At 69.7% G+C, this 21,900-nt stretch carries 13 protein-coding genes; 6 read left to right on the top strand and 7 right to left on the bottom strand.

The genetic code is table 11. From position 1 onward, the window contains the following. Positions 1-99: 99 nt before the first annotated feature. Positions 100-969, top strand: coding sequence for a helix-turn-helix transcriptional regulator (locus AOM46_RS08735; protein ID WP_062208722.1), 870 nt, complete (start codon positions 100-102; stop codon positions 967-969). Further along, positions 966-1,208 carry a DUF397 domain-containing protein gene (locus tag AOM46_RS08740; protein WP_062207672.1) on the top strand — a complete coding sequence of 81 codons (243 nt, stop codon included), beginning with the start codon at positions 966-968 and terminating at the stop codon, positions 1,206-1,208. The genes AOM46_RS08735 and AOM46_RS08740 overlap by 4 nt, the downstream gene beginning before the upstream one ends. Positions 1,209-1,648: 440 nt before the next feature. On the opposite strand, the gene AOM46_RS34560 is transcribed toward AOM46_RS08740, so the two are convergent. The 5 genes from AOM46_RS34560 to AOM46_RS31365 all read right to left on the bottom strand — a co-directional run bounded on the left by AOM46_RS34560 (position 1,649) and on the right by AOM46_RS31365 (position 14,306). Continuing rightward, entirely contained in the window at positions 1,649-2,173 is a 525-nt protein-coding gene (locus tag AOM46_RS34560) for a hypothetical protein (protein WP_199823953.1), read from the bottom strand. Between the two features lie 320 nt (positions 2,174-2,493). Next, positions 2,494-8,046, bottom strand: coding sequence for a DNA methyltransferase (locus tag AOM46_RS08745; RefSeq protein ID WP_062207674.1), 5,553 nt, complete (start codon positions 8,044-8,046; stop codon positions 2,494-2,496). Next, positions 8,036-11,002: an SNF2-related protein gene (locus tag AOM46_RS08750; protein WP_062207676.1), complete on the bottom strand. Its 2,967-nt coding sequence runs from the start codon at positions 11,000-11,002 to the stop codon at positions 8,036-8,038. The genes AOM46_RS08745 and AOM46_RS08750 overlap by 11 nt, the downstream gene beginning before the upstream one ends. 141 nt (positions 11,003-11,143) lie before the next feature. Beyond that, complete coding sequence (locus AOM46_RS08755) at positions 11,144-12,298, bottom strand: serine/threonine-protein kinase (protein ID WP_062207678.1); 1,155 nt, start codon at positions 12,296-12,298, stop codon at positions 11,144-11,146. A 148-nt stretch (positions 12,299-12,446) separates the two neighbouring features. Beyond that, the gene (locus AOM46_RS31365) at positions 12,447-14,306 is read right to left on the bottom strand and encodes a polysaccharide lyase family 7 protein (protein WP_067226002.1); all 1,860 of its coding nucleotides are present in this window, start codon (positions 14,304-14,306) and stop codon (positions 12,447-12,449) included. Between the two features lie 230 nt (positions 14,307-14,536). Here AOM46_RS31365 and AOM46_RS08765 point away from each other — a divergent pair, with 230 nt between their 5' ends. The 4 genes from AOM46_RS08765 (at position 14,537) to AOM46_RS08780 (ending at position 19,930) form a co-directional block, all read left to right on the top strand. Beyond that, positions 14,537-16,096 (top strand): AAA family ATPase, encoded by a 1,560-nt coding sequence (locus AOM46_RS08765; RefSeq protein ID WP_107080016.1) that lies wholly within the window; start codon positions 14,537-14,539, stop codon positions 16,094-16,096. Then, complete coding sequence (locus AOM46_RS08770; RefSeq protein WP_234313682.1) at positions 16,093-16,998, top strand: hypothetical protein; 906 nt, start codon at positions 16,093-16,095, stop codon at positions 16,996-16,998. The genes AOM46_RS08765 and AOM46_RS08770 overlap by 4 nt, the downstream gene beginning before the upstream one ends. A 133-nt stretch (positions 16,999-17,131) precedes the next feature. Next, on the top strand, positions 17,132-19,063 hold the full coding sequence (locus tag AOM46_RS08775; protein WP_062207680.1) for a serine/threonine-protein kinase: 1,932 nt from the start codon (positions 17,132-17,134) through the stop codon (positions 19,061-19,063). 81 nt (positions 19,064-19,144) lie between these two features. Continuing rightward, a complete protein-coding gene (locus AOM46_RS08780; RefSeq protein WP_062207693.1) occupies positions 19,145-19,930 on the top strand; it encodes a hypothetical protein in 786 nt (261 codons plus the stop codon). A gap of 8 nt (positions 19,931-19,938) precedes the next feature. On the opposite strand, the gene AOM46_RS08785 is transcribed toward AOM46_RS08780, so the two are convergent. After that, the gene (locus AOM46_RS08785; RefSeq protein WP_234313683.1) at positions 19,939-20,781 is read right to left on the bottom strand and encodes a Rieske 2Fe-2S domain-containing protein; all 843 of its coding nucleotides are present in this window, start codon (positions 20,779-20,781) and stop codon (positions 19,939-19,941) included. 308 nt (positions 20,782-21,089) lie between these two features. Then, the gene (locus tag AOM46_RS08790) at positions 21,090-21,875 is read right to left on the bottom strand and encodes a hypothetical protein (protein ID WP_158920305.1); all 786 of its coding nucleotides are present in this window, start codon (positions 21,873-21,875) and stop codon (positions 21,090-21,092) included. Between the last annotated feature and the right edge of the window lie 25 nt (positions 21,876-21,900).

A 21,900-nucleotide genomic window follows, 5' to 3' on the forward strand; every position in this document is an offset into this window, starting at 1 on the left:
ACTGGCGCGGGCCCACGGCGGTACACCAGATCACCAACTCGTACGCTGAGTCAGCGTACGGGCACTACGGGTGGACAGTGGGGGCGGCCTGCTGTGACCATGTCCGGATTGCGAGTTTGCGGGAGGGGTTCTGACGTGACAGACGAGACGGGTGCCGGTGGCGAGCCGGAGGTGTCGGACAGCCTGAGGGCGTTCGGCGAGGTCGTCAAGGCGTTCCGTAAACGGGCCGGCCTGACCCAGGAGACGTTCGCCCCCGAGGTCGGCTACTCGGTCCCCACCGTCGCCTCGATCGAACAGGGCCGACGCTTCCCACCCCGGGACTTCATCGAGCGGGCGGAGCGGATCCTGGACGCGTTCGGGGCCCTGCGCGGCGCGGCCCGCCACCTGTCCCGGCAGCCGGGGTTGGCGAGTTGGTTCCGCCAGTGGGCCCGCCTTGAGGCGGAGGCGGTGAGCCTGTACACCTACGAGTGCCGGCTGATCCCCGGCCTGTTGCAGACGGAGGCATACGCACGGACGCTGTTCGTGAACCAGCTGCCGCCCTTGGGCGACGGCCAGATCGAAGCCCAGTGGACGGCGCGAGCCGACCGCCAACGGCTGCTGCGAGAACGGGTGAACACGGCGTTCAGCTTCATCCTGGAGGAACACCTGTTCCTACGGCGGACGGGAGGCACGGACGTCATGCGGGAACTCCTCGACCACGTGCTGGAGATCGCGCAACTGCGGAACGTCGAGGTACAGGTGATGCCGCTGGTGCGGGAGTCCCATGCGGGGCTGGACGGCCCGATGCGGCTCCTGGAAACTCAGGAGAACAAGTGGTTCGGCTACTGTGAAGGGCAGGAGAGCGGACAGTTCATCGCTGACTCAAAGGTGGTCAGCATGCTCCAGATGCGGTATGCCAGGATGCGCTCACAGGCTCTTACACTCGAAGACTCCCTGAGCCTGTTGCAGCGGATGCGAGGAACCCTGTGAGCACGACCGATCTGGCCTGGTTCAAGAGCAGCTACAGCGGCGGCTCGGGCGACGACTGCGTCGAAGTGGCACTGGACTGGCACAAGTCCACCTACAGCAGCGGCAGTTCCGGTGACTGCGTCGAGGTCGCCTCCTGCCCCGGCACCATCCACATCCGCGACTCCAAGAACAAGCAGGGCCCCCAACTCGCCCTCCCCGCAGGCGCCTGGAAGAGCTTTCTCACCCACGCCACCCGGTGACGTTTTCTCAGCGAAATGATCTTCGCCAACCGGGTTGATCTGGGCCTGTCCGCCTGAGCGGGACACCGGGTGCCCTGACTGTGGACGGGCGTGAAGCCTCTGGTAAGAGAGTTCTCACCACAAGATCGTTTGTTGAACCAGAGGCTTCACGTTGGTCGCCGATGTTGCCACGCTCGATGCCCCACGCCCGATGGTGGACTATGTCGCCCGTCCCCTGGCCGCGCACCTCCGCCGCATCGTCACCCCGCGCGGTTCGCGGAAGCTGGGCTCGTTCCGGCAGGCCGTGTTTGTGCTGCGCTGGTTCCGCGAGCCGGATGCGTGCACTGCCTGGCCCGGGACGCCGGAATATCGCAGGCCACCGGCTACCGCTACCCCCACGAGGACATCGACGTCCTGGCCACACAGGCCCTCGATCCTACCGAGGAAATGTCAATCGGGGTCTACTCCGGCGGGAGTCTAGAGAGGACTTGGCTGCCTATTGCAGAACTCGCACCGTATGAATCGTTTGCCTGAAAATCCAGTGCGGCCGCAGTGACGGAGTAGCTGCCGCTCACTGCCGAGTAGCCGTATCCATCTACACCATTCGACTGTTCCCATTGTCGTTGTTCGTCAACGTGCCGTGTGGCTGCGCCGTTATCGGCATAGACGGAGACTGACACCAGCACGATTAATCCTGGGTCCCCGGCGGTGTATTGTGCTTCGATATTTGCGATGCAACCCCAGCCTTCCTCACACTCGTCCCAGGCGTCCGGGCGGGAAGTGGCTGTCAACGTCCAACCTTGGTGGGTAAACGACACTGGAAATAGTTCGGTGCCACTAGGTTGAGGTGCGGACTCAAATCCGCGAAACTTCGAAGTGAGCGTTTTCCAGTCAGGAATCCCGAAGAAGGTTAGGATACCCAACACCGAAGCTATGATTCCGATCGCTGCCGCAGCACGCTTCCCAACGTTCGAATCGTTCCCCATGCGCGACTCCTGCGACTAGGGCTGTCTGGCTAAATCCGCACACGCCCCATCGACGTGCCGGTGTCGCATTCTATCTCTAGCCTCGATCTTTTGTGACGGCCCGTCGGATTTCCTGGCGGGCCATTTCGGTCGTCCGGGTTGATCACGGGCAGACCTGCGGCCCGGCTGGTGCGTCGGGTTCCACGATGCCGGTCGAGGTGGTGCTGCCCGTAGGGGCAGGAACCTGCTGGTCAGCCGAGGTTCGGCAGGGTCGCTTGCCGTTGCACGGCTCTGGTGATCACGCGGTCCATGGCCAGCAGTGAACGCGTACCCGCCCCGGCCTAGGCCGGCGGAGCCCACTCCCCCTTGTCGATCGCCTGCTGAAGCCGCTCCGAGAAGTACGCGTGCGCGGCCCGCATCTCCTCTTCCCGGTTCGCCTTGTAAAACGGCGCGACATACCCCTCCGGCGGCTCAGCCCGCTCCTTCTTCTGCCACGCGACAAACTGCTCGTAGTGCTCCTTGGTCTGGCCGTGGCCGAACGTATGGCGCTTCCCCGCGATCTTGCGTTCGTTCGCGTCGAACCAGGTGACGGCGTCGAAGTCCTGCATGATTGGAAAGCGGGACTTGTACATGGCAGCCAGAGCGTCGGCACTCACTCCAAGCCAAACAGCGACAAGAGCATCGATCTCGACAAGTGCGGCCCGGCGAGCTCGTTCGGTTCGTAGGGGTGTATCCCGCTGCCATTCAGCCCCGACCTTATCCAGAGCTTGGAGGCCGGGCCAATTAAAGGCCCAAGGCTCACCGCCCAACCATTTCGGATCGTGCAACATATGCCAAAGGTCAGCGTAAGCGTTGGTAAGGCAGTTTAGGCGCAGTGCACGGAGCAGCAGGGCCGACTCAAGAGGATGCCCTCGCTGAGGGACGGGCATCCTACGGGCCGGGGCCTTCTTGAGATGTCCGACACCCGTGGTGCGCAGCAGATAGTCCACCGGAAGCGCTGTCCAGAAACCTGCGATCAGGGCTGTGGAACGATCATCCCCTACCCCGGCGCTGTGCACCAGATCCACGTGCGCTGCACCCGGTGAGATGAGAGCCACATACAAACTACGTTCGGTATCCGGTGCAATCATCTCCCGCCAAGCCACCCGATAAAAGTCCGTGTACGGCCGCCGCAGCAGGCCCACCAGGTGTGCTTCGATCTCCTCCTCCGTCACCTCTTCCGGTCCGATCACCCGGGCCTCGGCGACGGCCAGACGCGCCTTTGCCACCTCGCGTTTCGATGCCCTCAGCTGGTCCAGCGTCCGGCCGTCGTACCACTTGTCCTGCGCCGCGCTGTAGACGGACTTCGCCGCTACATACACATATTCGGACTCGGGCACGGCGTCGTCGGCAAGCGTCACCGGATCGAGGCCCAAGACTTCGCCGGCCCCCTGGCTCGGCTGCTTGAACATCGGGTTGGCCAGGCCGATTTGCGGGCCCTTGAGGATCACCTCGGACCAGTCGGCTGGCTTGCGTACGTCGCCCGACCTGCCGCGAACGTTGTAGTCGATGAGGCCAGCCGCCTTGGCGCCACTCTCGTGATAGCCGCTGCTGATCTGCGGCTCATAGTCGGCCAGCCGCAGATCGTAGTCGGCCAGCGCCTCGATCGCCTGCGCCTCGGCCGTGCTCACCGGCGACAGCAATCGGCCCTGTCGCACCGGCTGATCTTCGTCGCCCGTCAGGCGTTGCCACCGCTCCAGCGTGTCCTCGTCCACCCAGACGATCCGCTTCTGGTGCGGCCGTTCGTCCCAGCTGTCTCCGTAGCGGACGCCGGGGTCCGGAGCCGTGCCATCGTCCTGGGCGGACAGGCGCAGCGCTTCCACGGAGAAAAGCCACGACAGGTGGTCGAAGCCAATTTCCCTCGCCGGCCCGTAGATATGCACGCCGAAGTGGCTCGACCGACCGACCGGCGGTGGAAAGAAGCGGTTGCCGGCGTTCACGAAGTCGCCATGAATTCGGAGCCTCGTGTAGGCCGCCTCGCGTAGCCGTGCCTCCTTGTCGCCGCTGAAGTGAGAGTCCGGATGGATCAGTCCCACCGTCCCGGCCCGCGCGGTGTGTTCCCAAGTGCGGCACATGAAGGCCCGGTACAGATCCGGCTGGGTTCCCCTGAGGAGCGGATACATCTGGCCCAGACCGAGCATCGCGCCCAGTCCGCTGTGTGCGGCGAGTTCCGTCAGCAGGTAGTGACGAACGTTCCCAGCCTCCGTCAACTGGTCCCGTCTACTTGCCTTCTCGGCCTGTGTCGGCTTTTCCGTGAGCATGAACCACGGCTCGTACTCGGCCAGCAGTTGGTTCTCCTCCCACCTCGGCCGCACCCAGGGCGGATTCCCCACCTGGAGGTCGAAGCCGCCACCCGCCCCGCGAAAGACGTGCGCGAAGTGGAGTTCCCAGTGGAAGAAGCCGTGGCCGTCCTCGGTTCTTATGTCGCGTTCGTTCGTGCCGGCGATGTCCACGACCGTGTGGAGCCAGGGGAACCGTGTTCCGAGGCTGAACGCCCGGTCCATACCGAGGGTGCTTTCGAGGGTGCGCTCGTACGCCTCAAGGACCGGCAGGGCCTCGTCCACCGGGAGGTCGTCCAGGCCGGCCAGGAAGGAGCCGTCGGGGATATCCTCCGTGCCGAGGGTCGCCTCAAGGAAGTCCAGCCAGTCGGCGAAGTTGGTCAGCGGGATGATCGGGCGCCATTTGTCCTCGGCGATCCGGGCCTGTCGGCCGCCGCCGCCCCCGGCCAGCTTGACCCTGGTGCGCAGGCCGGCGGAGCCGTCCGCGTCGACGCCCAACTCGCCCTGTTCGCCGTTCGGATCGTCGAAGAGGCCGGCCGCCTGCCAGGCGAAATCCCCGGGCGCGGCCGGGGCGGCCGGGGCGGCGGCGGGTTCCGGGTTCGACAGCAGGGCCGGGAGGTCCGCTTCGCGGAGAACGCCGCGCCCCTCCTCGTACATCCGGCCCGTGCCGTCCAGCTCGTTCGTCTTGTCCAGCGGCCAGAACCACAGCGCGCACCACGCGTCCATGACGGTTTTCAGCCGCCAGTACGGGGTGCCGGCCACCGTCAGGTCGTCCAGAACGCGTTGCTTGTCCGTCGCCTCCGTGGAGGGTTCCAGCCAGTCCGCGCCCCAGACGTCGACGCGGCGGGAGATCTTCCGTTCGGACAGCTCCAGGCGCTTGGCGACCAGGCTCCACAGGAACTCGACCCGGCGCGCGACGCGTTGGACGCGCCACAGCTCCGTCTTCGCCGCCGTCTTCACCCACCGCTCGTAACGCTGCTGCCGCTTCGCCGCCGGCTCGTCGTTGTCCCGCTCCTCGAACGGTTTGGGGCCCTTCGGTGCCCGCTGGACGCCCCGGCGCCACTTGCCCAGCGCCTTCGCCTGCTCCTCCGCGAGCTTCTTCGCCTCGCTCTCGCCCGCGACCGCGCCCCAGCCGACGGCCGGGAGGAGGAAGTGGTGCACCGCGCCGTCCGGCAAGTCGCCGTCGCGGAAGGGGAGTTCGGTCGGCGGCGACGGGGACTTCCGGGTCAGCCATCCGCCGTGCGGCAGCGCGTCCGCCCCGTAGACCTTGCGGCCGGCGCCGACGAGGGAGTTGCCGCGTCGCAGGTGCAGGCCGAACCACGGGGCGCGCATGCCCGGGTGCATGGAGTTGAGCCAGAGGGAGACCTCCGCCAACTCCACGGCGGTGGCGTTGAGGTCGACGCCGTACGCGTTGTGCAGCGCGACATACGCCTTGACCTTCTGAAGCTCGATCTGGCGCCGCTCGGGGTCGACGCGGCGGCCCAACTCCGTCTCCCTGCGGCGCAGATACTCGGCCGCGACCTGGTCGATGGCCTCGTTGAGGAACGCGCCCGAGCCGAGAGCCGGTTCGCAGATCTTCCACTCCAGCAGTTCACGCGCCGCCGTGGTCGTTCCGTCCTGGTCGAGGCGGTGCCTGAGGGCCAGCTCGACGGTGACCTCGGTGAGGGACTTCGGGGTGTAGTACGAGGCGGAGGTCTGCCGGTCGCGGCCCGCCAGGCGGTACACGAACGAGCCCTTGGGGTGGACCACGCGCGTCGACCGGCCGGTCTCCTCGTCGGCGCGCTCGACGAACACCTCGTCGGGGTAGTCCCGTACGCGGGAGGCGGGGATCATCCAGCTGCCGCCGGCGGGGTCGCCGGCCTTGGCGACCTCGTACAGGTCCTCCTCGGCGATGAAGCCGGTGTAGGACATCAAGCCCTCGTAGACCGCGCCGAGTTGGTTGATGCCCAGCTGGGCGTACGAGATGAAGCCGCCGCGTTCGCGGCCCTTGCCCCTGGTGAGCATCAGGCGACGCAGCACCCGGTGCAGCGTCTCGTTGCGCAGCCGGGTGTCCAGGAACTCCGGGTGCTCCGCCGCCCCTTCGTCCTCACCGTCGTACGCCGGGTGCTCGATCCGGTCGGCGGAGATGAGACGGACGGCGTCCGTCTTGAACAGCTCCGAGCGCAGTGGCTCGAAGCGCAGGCCGATATCGGCGCTGCGGGCCGCCGCGCGGCGGGCGCGGTCGGCGTCGCGGACCCGTTCGGTGTATTCGGCCTGGGTCAGGGCGCCGGCGGCGAGCAGTTCGGCGGCCTCGCGTTCGGCTTCGCCGGCCGCCCGGTCCGCGGCCTCGGCGATCCGGTCCTCCGGCACGCTGCCGAACTCCCGGTGGCCCTGCTCGACCTTGCGGAAGAGCAGGTCGAGGGATTCGTACAGGTGGAAGCCCTGCCGGGACCGTTCGCCGGTCAGGTCCCTGACGACGAGGTCGCCGAGGCGCTGGAGGCCATAGCCGCGTGTGTACTCGGGCGAGTCGGCCGGCAGGATGCCGAGCGCCGGCTGGGCCTCGGCATACAGCAGGAACAGCACGCGGTAGAGGTAGCGGAGCGCCTGGCGGCTGAGTTCCTTGGCGAGGCGGGTCGGATCGTCGAGCTGCCGTGGGGCGACGCCCTGTTCGCGCAGCCGGGCCAGGACCTCGTTGGCGATCCACTCGACGGAGAGCCGCAGCCCCTCGCGCAGCTCGGTGGAGACGCCCACGGCGTGCTGCCCCGACTTCTCGACGAAGCCGGCGAGCGGGGCGGTGCCGCCCTCCTCCGGGGCCCGCAGCGAGTCGGCGCCGAACAGCGCGGCCACCGTGTCGAGTTCGCCGCCGCTGCGGTCGTCGCGACGGTTCAGCGCCGCGTCCAGGTCGGCGGCGAGGTAGCGGCCGTCGTGCCAGGCGAGGCGGTCGGCGAGGACGATGACGCCGCCGGCGAGGAGCAGCACATAGCGGGGTGGTTCCTCGCACTCGAAGAGGAAGTCGGCGAGCGCCTTCGCGTCGGTGAGCCGGCCGGCCCCCTCCAGGGCCACGGGGTGCAGGAGGCGACCAGCGCCATCGGGGTCGAGGGCGGCGTCCGGCTGGGCGGTCCAGCCGCAGCCGACGGCGATCAGGCCGCTTTCGGCGTGCAGGGCCTGGACGGTGTACTCGTGGCCGGCGCGGTGGACGGTGACGGGCTGCTCGTGGGCGGAGCCATAGCCGAGGGCCCGCAGGGTGGCGAGGTGCAGGGCGGTGAGCCGTCGGCCCCAGTCGGCGGGGACGGGCGCGTCGGGTTCGGCGAGTGCGGCAGCGTCCTGCGCGAAGTCGGCGCGGCCGGCGAAGTAGGGGCCGTGCAGCGCGCGCAGACCCTCGCGTGGGGTGCGGGCGCGCGGCGGGACGGAGGCCGGGGCGGCGCCGGCGCGCTTGGCTTCGGCGACGGCGTTGGGATGGGCGCGCCGTGCCTCGTCCTCGGCCTCGGCCCAGCGGGCGAGCAAGCCGTCCTTGGCCCTGAGGTCCTTCGGCAGCACCTCGGCGAGGTAGTGCGCCGAGAGGTAGTCGCCGTGGTTGACCAGCGAGTCATACGTCATGTCGGTTCTCCGCCGGGTCGTCAGGGTTGGCCGCCCCGCCGTCAGGGGCGGGGCTGTCCAGGACGGCCAGCACCCGCAGCAGGGGACGGCCCGTCGTCTTCAACTGGTCCAGAAGATGGGCCTGGTCCTTGGCGGTCTTCTCGATCTGCTGCCCTCGCCTGGCGTTCGCACCTGGCAGAGCGTCCTGGTGCCAACTGCTCAGGCGCGCGCGGTAGTCGGCGAGCGGGCCGCTGATCTGCGCCTCCCACCGGTCCTTGTGCTGCTCCAGGTGCTCGCGGGCGATGGTCACCGCCGTCGGCACCAGCGACTGGAGGTGGGCGAGGTCGCGCGGGCCACCGGTGTGGGCGAGGTCAGGGCCGACCCGCGCCGCGCGCAGGGCTTCCGTCAGTGGCACGACGGGGGCGCCGGGCTCCGTTCGTACGGCCATCCACTGGACGACGGTGGGCCGGCCCAACGCGTTGGAGTAGATGCCCTGCACGAGGAACGTGGGGTGGGTGACATGCGGGGAGGTGATGACGGGTGCCTCCTGCCGCCCGAACCGCACCAGAACCTTGTCGACCAGCCACTCGACCACGGGATGGATGTCGGTGAGGAAGGACACCCCGGGCCACAGGGTGTCCGAGCTGTCGCGGGCCTGGTCGAGTTTGCCCTGCGCGAGGTCCCGGTCGAAGGTGAGAAGCATGCGCTGCGCCACGCCCTGTTCCTTCAGATAGGAGGGCGGCAGCGCTTTCAGCCGCCGAAGCAGGTCGGGGGCCAGTTCCGGGGAGAGCGAGAGGTAGGCGCGCCCTTGCGCGTCCTCGCTCCGCGACAGGCCGATGAGGTCCTCGGCCCGCTCGTCGTAGACCTCGGCCAGCGCGGTGTCCACGAAGGCCGCCGTGTCCCCGTCGAACAGTGAGGGAAGCTCGGCGCGGGCCGGTGGTTCCTGCTCGGTGATGGTGTCGACCTGGCCGAAGAGGTCGGCGAGGTCGGTGTCGGCCGAGGCGGGCGCGCTCTCCAGGAAGCTTTCGACTCCGCCTCCCTCGACGAGTTCACGGATGAGGCGGCGTTCCTCCTCGTCGGCCCGGTAGTAGCCGGTCTCCGCCTCCGCCGTGCCGTTCAGCTTGTGGGCCTCCTCCTCGCGGGCGAGCAGCTTCTCGGCGACGGTGCGGTCGTCCTTGGCTCCGGGCAGGGCCGAGGTGAGGATCAGCGCGCGGAACTGCGGCTCGTGCCGCTGCCCGTACCGGTCGATGCGGCCGTTGCGCTGCTCGATGCGGATCAGGGACCACGGGATGTCGTAGTGGATGAGGTGATGGCACTGGCGGTGCAGGTTGACGCCCTCGGAGGCGACATCGCCGGTGAACAGCAGCCGCACCGGGTTGTCGGCGAGGCCGAACGCCTCCACGCACGCGCGTTGTTCCTCGTCGCTCAGGCCGCCGTGCATGACCCGAACGGCCTTGACCTTTCCGTCCTTGTCGGCCGGGAATCCGAGTCGGGCAGGAACCACTCTGGCCAACCAGGTGAGAGTGGGCACCCGTTCGGAGAAGACCACGGCGCGGACCCCGCTTCGCGGGCCGACCCCGATCTCCCGCAACTCCCCGACCAGCGCGTCCAGTTTGGCCGAGTCGCCGGGCGCGCTGCCGTCGCCCATGGCGGCCACGAGCTCGCGCAGCCGCTCCAGGGCCGCTTGCTCGGGGGCGATCGCGAGCCCCACGGTCTTTCCCTCGGCCTCGGCTTCGCGCGCCTTCCTGTCGAGTACGGCACGTCGGCGCCTGACCGTCTCGGCCAGGGCGACATGGGAGGACAGGAAGGTCTTGAGGACGTTGTAGGCGAACAGCGGGTCGGTGCTGACCGACGTCGGGTCGTGGCCGGCCGTGCCGAATCCGGTGTCGGCGGGCGCCTCCGGCAGCCAGTGTTCGGCCAGCTCGGCGAAGATCCGTTCCTCGGCTTCGGTGGCCGCGCAGTGCAGGGAACGTGTGGGCCCTCGGTCGGCCCATTCGTCGCCGATGTCGTTGCGGACCTCGGGGCTGACCTTGGTGCGGCGGATGAAGAGGTGCCCGAGGTCGTCGGCCGGGTCGTAGTGGTCGCGGTCCGCGATGGCCACCGGGTCGAGGAGGGCGATCAGGTCGGCGAAGGACCGTTTGTCACCGTTGTGCGGGGTGGCGCTGGCCAGCAGCAGGGCGTCCGTGCGTGGGGCGAGCGTCTCAGCGAGGGCGCGGCGTTGACTGCCCTGGTTGATCAGGTTGTGGGACTCGTCGATGACGACCGCGTCCCACTGGATGCGTTCCAGATGGTGCCGGTACTGGCCAATGTTCTTGAGCGTGTCGACGGAGATGATGGCGCGCTTGTAGTGCGTGAAGGGGTTGCGCCCTGCGGGGATCTCCCGCTGGATGCGCTGGATCCCCAGGGAGTCGAGCCGCACCAACGGGATCGAGAAACGGGTCCACAGCTCGTGCTGGAACTGTTCCAGGACGCTCTGCGGGGTGACGACAAGGATGCGTTCGCCCCGGCCGCGGCGGATCAGCTCGGCGAGGGTGAGACCGATCTCCAGCGTCTTGCCGAGGCCGACGACATCGGCGATCAGGATGCGCGGACGGAGATTGCCCATCGACAGGGCGAGTTCCGCGGGACGCTGTTGGTAGGCGAGCGGGTCGAGCAGGAAGCGGTCGGTCAGGGCCAGACCACGCTCGGACTGTGGGAGGGGCGTCTTGCGCAGGACCGCTTCGAGGAAGAGCCGGCCACGGCGGTAGTGCGAGGAGGTGTCGGGAATCAGGCGCGTCTGCTCTGGGTCGAGCAGTTCGACCGCGTCGATCCCGGTGAAGAAGACGGCCTCCTCGTCACGGACGAACTCCGAGACGCCGGTCGCCTCGATCCGGTCGCCGTCGTGGTCGGTTGGGACCGCCTGCCTGACCAACCACTCCTCGTCTCGCACCAGGACCAGCGCACCCGCCGGGTACCGGGTCTCCCCCTGCTGTGCCACCCGTCGTGTTCCCTTCTCGTCAGGCCGCGCACGCCTCGCACACCATGCGCGACAAGTGTTTCACGGGGGGGGTGGATGACGTCGGCCGCGACTTTGACGCCGACGAGGAGGGGAACCCGCCGGCCGACCGTCGCGCGTAGCTCAGAAGCGCGCCCCCCGCGCGTACTCGCTCCTCAGCCGCTCCGCGATCCGCATCGGGGTCGAGAACGGGACCGGAGTGCGGGCGACGTTCGTCCCGTGCGGCGTGGATGCCTCCCGCCCGTCGGCGGCGGGCTCCGGCGGCTCGTGGTGCGACTCGTCGGCCGACCGCTCGTCCCGCGACACGTCGTCATCCTCTCGCGCCGCCACGTCGACGAGGGTTGGCGTGTACGGGACCCCGTTCACCGGGGCCTTCGCGGGCGAGATCGGCGCCTCGGGCACAGCGAGGGCCGGAGTACGGTCCGTGAGCCGGCGCTTCGCCTGCACAGCGGTCAGCCCACGGTCGGTGATGACGCCGACGAGTTGACGGGTGACCTCGGGCAGCGCGGGTCGGGCGGCGGGATCGAGGGCAAGCATCTCGGTGATCAGCGGTCGGAGTTCGGGGGCGAGACCATCGAGGTCGGGTGGAGTGGCCGGGTCCTCGATCCGGAGCGCGATCGCCTGCCAACTGGGGCCGGAGTAGGGGTAGTGGCCCGTGGCGGCGTAGAGCAGGACGGCACCCAGCGCGTACACGTCGACCGGCCGGTCGAGGTAGTGCTCTCCGCGTGCCTGCTCCGGAGGCATGCACAGCACGGAGCCCACCACCATCCCCGTCGCGGTCAGCGTCGAACGCCGCTCGGCGAGCACCGCGAGCCCGAAGTCGATCAGCTTGGGGCCGTAGGGGGCGAGCAGGATGTTCTGCGGCTTGAGATCGCGGTGCAACAAACCCGCCTCGTGCACGGTGCCGAGCCCCTCGGCCAGCAGGGCGCCAAGGCTGGCCACCTCCTCGACCGGAAGCGGCCCCTGCTCCTGGACGAACGTCAACAGATCGGGGCCAGCCACGAACTCGACCGCCAGCCAGGGGTGTTCCGCCTGGGCGTCGGCCGCGACGAACGACGCGACAAACGGTCCGTACACCGTCTTGAGGCTGTCCACCTCCAGCAGGAACCGCGCCCGGCTGTCTTCGTCAAGGATCGACGCCCTGATCACCTTCACGGCGACCTGCTGTCCCGCTGCCGACTCCCCGAGGTACACCTGCCCCATGCCACCGGCGCCGATCCGGCACACCAGGGTGTAGCCGCCGACGGTCTTGGGGTCGTCGTCTCTGAGCGACTCCACGCGTGCGCCCCTCCCCTGATTGGTGATGACAAAGCGGCTCCCGGGCGAGCCACGGTGTGGGGAGGGCCAGGCTATCCGGGCCAGGGGGTCGCCCGTCAGCTTCCTCCCCTCCCCCCGTTCCCCGAAGGGGAGGCAGCCGACGGCGTCGTCACTCGTAGACGCGGACCCAGTCGACCTCGAAGACGGCGGGGCGGAGGCCGCCGTCGCCGGTGAAGTTGTCGAGTTGGATGTTGAGGTGCCCCGAGGGCATGTCCTGGATGTTCCCGCGGTCGTCGTTCGCGCCGTCCGACAGGTGGAACCACTCCTCACCGTCGACGTAGCCGACCAACGCGTCGGGGGTCCACTCGAAGGCGAAGTTGTGCCATTCCGTCATGTCCAACGGGCAGAGGTCGCGGCGTTCCTTCTCGTCCGTCGGGCTCCGCGGGTAGTGCAGGAAGGCGGTGAGGCACTCCGCTTCCGGGTCCGAGTACTCGACCCAGTCGTACTCCCCGTTCTCCAGCCGGTTGCCCTCGGTGGGCCAGATCAGGTGCAGCGGGTGGTAGAGGCCGCCGCTGGACCCGGTGTTCTCGGAACGTGACCGGATCTCCCACCGGCCGTACCGCTCGTCACGCTCCTGCCTGAGCCATCCGGTGTCGCCGTTGGCCTCGCCGACCATGGTGAGGATGCCGTCCCCGACGGTGCTGTTCTTGGCGCACCGACGGCCGTTGCCCGCGTGGCCCTCCCAGCAGCCGGCCGTGCCGCCGACCTCGCCCGTCGGCACCGCCCATTTGGTGGGGTCGACCGGGCCCTCGTAGTCGAACTCGTCGGAGATCGGGAGCGGGGTGCCCCAGTCGTGGCGGACGGCCGCCTGTGTCGCGTCGGAGTCCCGGCTGTCGTCGTCGTGGGTGACGCTCACCGAGTGGATCTCGACCTCGCCGTAGTTGTCCTCGTCGCACGGGGAGGAGTTGCCGCAGTTGGCCTGGGTGTAGGCGCCGGTCTTGAAGTAGTTGGTGGAGTCGGAGTGGTCGATGGTCGTCTCCAACTCGCCGTCGAAGTACACCTCGATCTCCCCGTCGCTCACCACATAGCGGAACTCGAAGAGCGTGCCGAGCTCGTAGTCGTCGGTGATCAGATGGTGGTTGCTGGTGTCGCCCTCGGTGATCCACAGCTCGGAGCCCTCAAGGCGCAGGACGGTGACATCGTCGTCGCCGCCGTGGATCTGGGCGGCGACCAGATGGGGTTTGTCCTCCGGCAGGTGGGTGAACGCCCCCTCGACCGTCATGGAGTGCGTGCCGTCGGTCGACGACCACTCGATCTCGTCACCGCCGCCGCTCTCCATCTCCCGCAGCTCGGAGCGCGGGTAGCTGGAGCCGCCGGTGGTGACGCCGTTGACGGGCGCGCGGAACCGGACGGCGTCTCCCGATTCGGTGACGGTGAAGAAGGGGTCGTGGGAGTAGCTGTCCAGCTCGGGCTGGAAGATCTCCGTCGGGTCCTCGTCGTCGCCGATGGGCAGCGTGACCTTCCAGCCGCTCAGGTCGAGCACCTCGGCCGGCAACTCGCCGCCGCCACCCCCGTCGTCATCCGCCGGGCCCGTCCAGACCTCGACCTCGGTGAGGCTGTTCCAGTCGCCCTCCTCGTCCACGTCGCTCTCGTAACCGTGGCCGAGGTAGCGGACCTTCGAGGTCTCCACCGGCTCGAAGGCGAAGGTCTCCAACCCCGTCGTCCGGCCGCTGCTCTCGCCCTCGTGGACGGTGACCCAGCCCGATCCGTCCCAGTGCTGGAGTTCGAAGACGTTCTGGCGGGTGGTGCCCTTGTGCACGGCGAGCTTGATATGGCTGACCGTCGCGGTGGTGCCGAGGTCCAGTTCCAGCCAGGCGCCGTCGCCCTCGCCCGACCAGCGGGTGTCGAGGTCGCCGTCCACCACGTTCGCCGGGACGTTCTCGTCACTGGTGCTGGCCGTCACCGCGTCGGCGCCCGGCGTCACCTGCTCGTCGGCCGCTCGCGCGGCCGACGGCACGAGCCCCGTCACCGCGACCGCCGCGACGGCGGCGATCGCCCATGATCGCCGCCCGCGCGTCCTCGGCGCGGAACGAGTGGAGCGAATCTGCCTCACAGGGTGTCCCCCCTATCCAAATATCCGAGTATCCGAGTTCGTTGTGCGGCCGGATGCTAGGCACCGCCGTCGGGGAGGGGTCCCGGGGAGCATCGCGAAGATGGCCTTCGGAGAGGGATCGGAGCGGAGACGAAGAGGGGACCGAGATGCGCAGGAACACCGCACTCGACGTTCGCCGGATCGCCTGGGAGGTGGCACTGGACGCCGTACGACCACACGGTGTGCAGGCCGCCATCGGTGAGGGAGCACGTCAACTCGTCCGGGAGACGGCGCAGTCGACGGCGACCGAGGTCACCCGGCAGCTGCTGGCGCGGGCCAGCGTCCAGGCGGACGAGGTGCGCGAGATCGCCGGCGCCCAGGGGAAGGCGGCGGGAACGGCGAGCGCCCACGCGGCGCTTGAGGACGTGCGGTCCGAGGGGAAGTCGGTGCTGCGGCTGGTGGGCGCGGAAAGCGGCGCGGCCATCGCCGAGGTGCGGTCGGACAGTCGCGCGCTGCTCGCCGAGCTGCGGGAGGGGAGCGGCTCGGCGCTGAAGGAGTTACAGGAGGGCACCAGCTCCGCGCTGGCCGAGGCGCGGGAACGGGCCACGGCCGCGGATGAGCGGGTGCGCGGCGCGGCGGACGCCGCGCTGACGGAAGTTCGGACCCGCACCGACACCGTGCTCAAGGAGGCCGGGCAGCGAACCGACGCCGCCCTGCGCGAGGTGCAGACCAGGGCGGACGCGGCGCTCGGCGAGATCAGGGAGCAGACCGGCCTGACGTTGCGCGAGCTGGAGGAGGCGCGGAACGAGGCCACCGCGGCGATCGAGGAGTTGACGCGGAGGAACGGGGCGACGGTGCAACGCCTGCTGGACGACGGCCGGGAGGCGTTGCGGGAGTTCGCCCGTGGGGAGGCCACCGACATCCTGGCCGAGTTCGCTCCCCCGGTCCTGGAGGTGGTGCTGCCCGAGGGCGAGCCGGTCCGCCTGGTGGGCCATCGGCATCAGGTGCTCCCGGATGTGCTCACCGCGCTGCACGCCCGCTGCCATGTCCTGCTGGTGGGCCCGGCCGGAACCGGCAAGTCGATGATGGCGAAGCAGGTGGCCGAGACACTGGGGCTGGAGTTCCAGGCGCTCTCGCTGGGCCCGACCACGCCGATGAGCAAGATCTTCGGCTACTACGACGCCCACGGCCACTACCACGACACCCCGTTCCGCCGCGCCTTCGAGCACGGCGGGCTGATGCTGCTCGACGAGTTGGACAGCGGCCATCCCGGGCTGCTGGCCGAGCTGAACCAGGCGCTGTCCATCGGGACCTGCGCGTTCGCCGACGGGATGGTCACCGCCCACCGGAACTTCTGTCTGGTCGCCACCGCCAACACCTATGGCACCGGCGGCGATCGACAGTATGTGGGCCGTCAGGCGCTGGACGCGGCCACCCTCGACCGCTTTCTGGTCATCGAGGTACCGGTGGACGAGGAGTTGGAGGAGAGGATCACGCTGGCGCACGCCCCTTCCCAGCCGGAGGACGCGCGGCAGGTCCTGGACGAGGTGCGGCGGCTGCGGGCGGTGGCGGCGGAGAAGCGGCTGCCGGTGATGTTCTCGCCGCGCGCCAGCATCGACGCGGCCAAGCTCCTCCAGGCCGGCGCCAGCGTGGAGCAGGCCATCCGGTGGCGGGTCGTGCGCGGCATGTCGGAGGCGCACCGGGACGCGCTGGGCGTGGGCCGGTGAACGGCGACGCCTGGCTGCCGGCGGGTCGGTCGGCGGCGCGGGAAGGGGGGTACGAGCTGCCGCCGATGTGGTCCTGGCAGGAGTTCCTGGACCGCGCCAGGGCACCCGACACCATCAGCTACGGCCGGGGCCGCCACAACACGGGCGAATGGCCGGGCGCCACCTGGGCGGAGGCGCTGCGGCTGGCCACCGACGGCTGGACGGTCCGGGTGCCCGAGGTGGAGATCGCGGTGGCCGCCCTGCGGGAACGTGTCCGCGACGAGGTGATGACCACCATGCTGGTCCCCACCTGGGATGTCACCGGCAGCGAGGTGGATGTGGGCGCCTATCTGTCCGGGGTGCCCGAGTGCATGGTGGACGCCACCCCGCAACGGGTCTCCACGCGCGGGCGGGTCGTCACCTTCCTGGTGCCGGCCGGCTTCGTCAACACCACGCCGCACGCCTCGGTGCGCCATCGCGGACTGGCCCTGACCGCGCTCTGCTCGGCGATCATCGCCGCCGGGCACAGCGCCGAGGTCTGGTCCGGGATGTGCGTCCATGTCGAGGGCGAGCGCTATGTCTCGGTCGCGCGGGTGATCTCGGCGGCCGAACCGTTCGACCTGGGCCGGCTGATCTTCGTCCTGGCCCACCCGGCGATGCTGCGCCGGCTCTGGCTCTCGGTATGGGACAGCGCCCCGCCGGAACATGCCGCGCGCATATGCGGGGATGCCTACGGACAGGGACCGTTCTCCTGCCGTCCCGACGACCTCCCGGACGGCATCGGGGATCCGTATGTGCTGCCCTACCTGGAGCCGACCGATCCCCAGTGGCGCACCTTCGAGTCCGCGATGGACTGGTGCGCGGGGGTCTTCCGCGAGCTGGGCCTCGTCAGGGACGGCGGCAGGGACGGCGCGGCCCGGTGACCGGCCCGCTCCACGCATATGAGCGTCCGGTAAAGACACTGGGTAATTCGCCGCGCACCGTGTGCCAGGGCCCGTAGATTCGGTCCCGCGCGGCGGCACGGCCGCGCGTTCTCGCTCAGGGCTGGGGGAATGGGTGCGACCGGGAGACGAGTTCGCAGGCCGTTATGTCCTCAAGGAGATCATCGGCACCGGCCGCAACGGGGATGTGTGGCTGGCCCACGACACCCTGGTGGACGAGGACATCGCGCTGAAGCCGGAGCGGACCGACGGCGCGCGCGCCACCACCCTGGGGCAACTGCTGGGCGAGTCCCGCGCCCTGGCCAAGTTCCGCGACCACCCGCATGTCGTCACCCTGTTCGACATCGTGTCCCAGGACGGCGACGGAGGAGCGGACGGGGACGGGACGTACTGGTTCATCATGGAGTACGTGCCCGGCGGCGGCCTGGACGGCCGGGCGAGGATGTCGCCCGGCCAGGCGGCCCGGGTGGGTGCCCAACTCGCCGACGCGCTCGCCGCGCTGCACGAGTCCGGCATCGTCCACTGTGACGTCAAGCCGGCCAATATCGGGCTCAGCCGACGCGGCGCCGCGAAGTTGCTGGACTTCGGCGCCGCCTACCGGTTCCGGGGCACCGAGACCGTCACGGTCAACGGCCCGTCCAGTTTCACGCCCGACTACGCCGCCCCCGAGCTGGTCAGGGGCAATATCCCCCGGCCCGCCGCCGACGTGTTCAGCCTGGCCGCCACCCTCCACGCGCTCGTCACCGGCTCGCCGCCGCGCGGCGGCGACACCGAGTCGGTCGAGGGGGACGAGTCGGCCAACGCGGGCGAGTCGGTCGAGGGGGACGACGACGCCGAGCTGCTGCGGTACTGGAAGGCGGAGCAGGGCATCATCTCGATGTCCCCCAAGGCCGTGGGGCCCCTGCACCCCGTGCTCACCAGGATGCTCCGACGCGATCCCGGGCAGCGCCCCGACGCCGCCGAGGCCAAGCGGCTGTTGGCGGACGTCGCCCGAGAAGAGGGGCGTCCCCCGACCGCCGAGCGCGTGGAACGCCCGCGCCGACGCTGGCCGTTACTCGCCGGAGTCCTCGGCATCGCGTTACTGGCCGTGGGCGTCGTCGCCCTCACCGACAGCGGTGACGACGCCACCGGCGCCGGCGGCGGGCCCACGGGCGTCCCGGCGGACGGCGAACCCGGCTCCCTGATCGGCGAGCCGGGGAGCGCCGATCTCTGCGCCCTGGTCGACCTCGACGCCCTCGACCGGCACGGCGGCGTCAAGGTGGACTGGGACTTCGGGAACTTCGACACCTGCGAGGTGATCGTCCGCCCGGACGAGGAGACCCGTTTCGACGTGTCGATCACCCTGCGCCCCGGCTCGTCGCCCGAGAGCTCGGAACTCACCCGGAGCCTCGGGGCGGTCGGCGTCATGGAGGGGCCGGCCCAGGACCGCGCGTGTACGTTGACGCTGTTACCACCCCATATGGAGAGCGACGGCATCGCGCTCGGAGTGCGCGTCAAGCTGGAGGACGGCGAAGTGGCCGGCGGCAACGCGGCGCTCTGCTCGATCGCCGACTCGGTCGCCAACGGCGTTGCCGGACATCTGAACCAGGGTCCTCTCCCCCGTCGCACCCCGCCCTTCCCCGACTCCTCACTGGTGTGGGCGGACGCCTGCGCGCTGCTCGACGCCGAAGCGCTTTCGGTCGTTCCCGGCCTGGACCCGGACGATCCCGAGGTCGGGGTGGAGAACTGGGACTGCGAGTGGTCCGGCGATATCGACCGGCTGGAGACCGAGATCTCCTTCCACCGGGACCAGCCCAAGTCGGCGTCGGCGGACCGGCGGCTACGGCTCAGCGGCTATGACGTGTTCGTCGTGCCCGAGCACGCCAGCGAGGGCACCTGCACGGCCTTCGTCGAGTACCGCAGGTACGGCGGCCAGGACGCCGAGACCTACGCCGAGATGGTGCGCCTGGACGTCGGGGGCCGGCGGCCCGTGGACGAGCTGTGCGCGATGGCCTCCGACCTCGCCGGATCGGCCGCCGCCCAACTCCCGCCGGCACCGACGGGTTGAGCCCCGGGAGGGGTCCCGAGCCGCCGCGGGACACTGGAATCGCGACCCCCGCCGCAGCCGAGCACGCGAAGGAGAGCGGTGATGAGCGTCCGTCGTCCCCCGAGCCTGGCCCGTCTCCCCTACGGCGAGAAGCCGCCCCCGCCTGGCACCCTCCAGGCCCGCTCGCTGACCGGCAGCGTCAGGGCCGTTCCCCAGGCCGGCAGCACCATCCGCTTCGGTCGCGGCGGAAAGCCCGACACGGATCTGAAGGTCGGCGGCGACGACACCTGCGTCAGCCGCCGGCACGGCGAACTGACCTACAGCGACCGGAGTTGGTGGCTGGGCAACACCGGACAGCGGCTGCTGCGCCTGCCGCGCGGCCAGCTCCTCCACACCAGCACCGAGCCCGTACCGCTCGCCCCCGGATACACCCCCGTCTTCGTCCGGGGCTCCGGCTACCGCGAGCACCTCATCGAGCTGTATGTCACGGACTGGGACGACCACGGCCCGAACGCCAAGGAGACCGCCGCCACCGTGCCACCGAAGCGGTGGCCGCTGGACGACGACGAACGGCTGGTCCTGATCGTCCTCGGCCAGAGCTATCTGCGCTACGAACTGGAGCCGCGCCCACTGGTGTACCGCCGGGCGGAGGCTCAACTCCAGGCGCTGCGCCCGGAGTACGGCTGGACCAAGCGCAAGATCGAGGAACGGGTCGGCGCGGTGCGCAGACGGCTGCACCAGAGCGGTCGCGTGCCCACCAAACTGATGCGCGACGAGGACGACGACGCGAGCGACGGCACCCTGATGCACAACCTGCTGCGGGAGTTGGTGGATTCCACCACCCTCGTACCACCCGACCTCGCCGAACTGGACCTCGCCCTGGAATGAGGCGCGGGTTACCTCTCCTTCTCCCCGGCGGGCAGCCTGACCTCGACCCGCCCGTCGACGATCCGGGTCTCGAACGTCGGCTGGGGAGCCGTCGCGGGCCCGGTGACGTTCCAGCCGTCGGTCAGCCGGAAGGTGCTGCCGTGCCACGGGCACCGCACACAGCCGTCGGCGATCTCGCCCTCGGCCAACGGTCCACCCATATGGCCGCACTGCTCGGCGAGCACCCGGAGCACGTCGGCCGTCTCCCGGAGCACCAGGACCGGGACGTCCCGCACGGTCGCGGTGACCGGGGCCCCGATCGGGAAGTCGTGCAGGGCGCCGAGCGGATGCCAGCCGGGCCCCAGCGCGGCGACGACCTGGTCGGAGTGGTTCGCGCCGGCGGCCTGCCGGTAGGCGAGATGCCCACCCAGGGCGCCCCCCACGCTGACGGTGACCAGCCCGGCGTAGCTCCACCCTCGCCCCACCATCCGCCGCCCGCGCAGCCGGGCGGACAGCGAGGCGGCATACATGGCGACGGCGGCGGTATTGCTCGCGGCATGCAGCAGACCGACGCGCATCTGCGGTTTGCGCAGCTCGGCCCAGTCGGCGAGACCGCTGAGCGCGGCCGGCGCGGCGGCGGCCAACCCCACGGCGATCAGCACATCCGGGGCGCGCCGACGCCCGGGCAGCAGGTCGAGAAGCGCGGCCGACAGCCAGGTGCCCATCGGGATCTGCACCATGGCGGGATGCGCGGGATGCCCCAGCCGGGTGCCGTGCAGGGCATCCCGCACCCCGGCGGGCATCGTGTGCACCGCGTCACGCAACGGCGGAATCAGCGGATCCGCACGCCGCGAACCCTCAACCCGATCCATCGCGGCCAGAACCGGCCCAGGCCCCCGCGAGCCGGCCATCAGCCCTCCGACAATCCCGCTGAACACCCGGGACCCCTTGAACAGTGCCCCCTGAAAAGAACCCTGGAAAGAACCCTGGAAAACGGCCATGCGGCCCGAGTTCCCCCTCGCACGGAAAGCAAACGAACCACCCGCGAGAACCGAAAAGGGGCACCACCCGGCAGCGCGGAGTACGATCCCCGCCCGCGCCGAACGTTCCGGCAGTGGGCCGTGGAGAATGTCGCCGCCTTCCGCCGAATCCGGAATCCGGAATCCGGAATCCGGCGACCTCAGCGGGGGAACAGGCCCGGATCTCCCGGGTGGTTGGAGCTGCGCTCGGTCAGCTCGATGAGCACCGTGCCCTCCTGGCCCAGCGGGTCGTACCAGACATCCACCTGCCCACCCCGAACGGGCGCGGATCCGACGGAAGTGACAAAGCGCTCGGTTGCCTGCCGTGGCCCGTACTTGCCCACATAGGTGACCGTGACATCGAACTGCGGATTCCCCATGACCCAGGTGTGGGTGAATTCGACCCGGTCGATGGTTCCCGGCATTCTGATGCCGTGTTCCTTGATCTCCGCCGCCTTGGTCTCGGGCCACCGACGGCGACTGTGCGAGGAGAGGAACCGCAGCAGGCCGGTCATCCAGATGCCGCCGAAGACCACCGGCAGCAACCATGGCGCGTGATAGGCGATCCAGGCTGGCGGGCCCCAGTCCGAGCTGCCGTCCCATTCGGAGACGAACTGCCCCACCGCCCTCGGCTCCGTCCACCGATCCGCCAGCCAGGCGAGGAGCAACCCCACGGCCACACCGCCGGACGCAACGGTGCTGCTCAGGGTCGCCCCCGCCTTGAACGTGGCAAACGCGCTGGTGGACTGCCACATGATGGCGAACCCGAGGAACGAGGCGGGAAAGAGCGCGCCGAAGAACAGCATGGGCTCGTTGGTGAGGCTGTCCGCCCCGTCCGCCCAACCGTCGATGTCATTGATCGCCATGAGTCGGAACGTTTCGAGAAACGACACCGAGGCATAACCGGCCAGCGCCCAGAGGGCCGTGGTCACGGGAATCAGCACCATCAGGGAAACCCGAGCCCGACGCCGG

It is taken from the genome of Streptomyces sp. NBRC 109706, assembly GCF_000974485.1.
Taxonomy (GTDB): domain Bacteria; phylum Actinomycetota; class Actinomycetes; order Streptomycetales; family Streptomycetaceae; genus Streptomyces.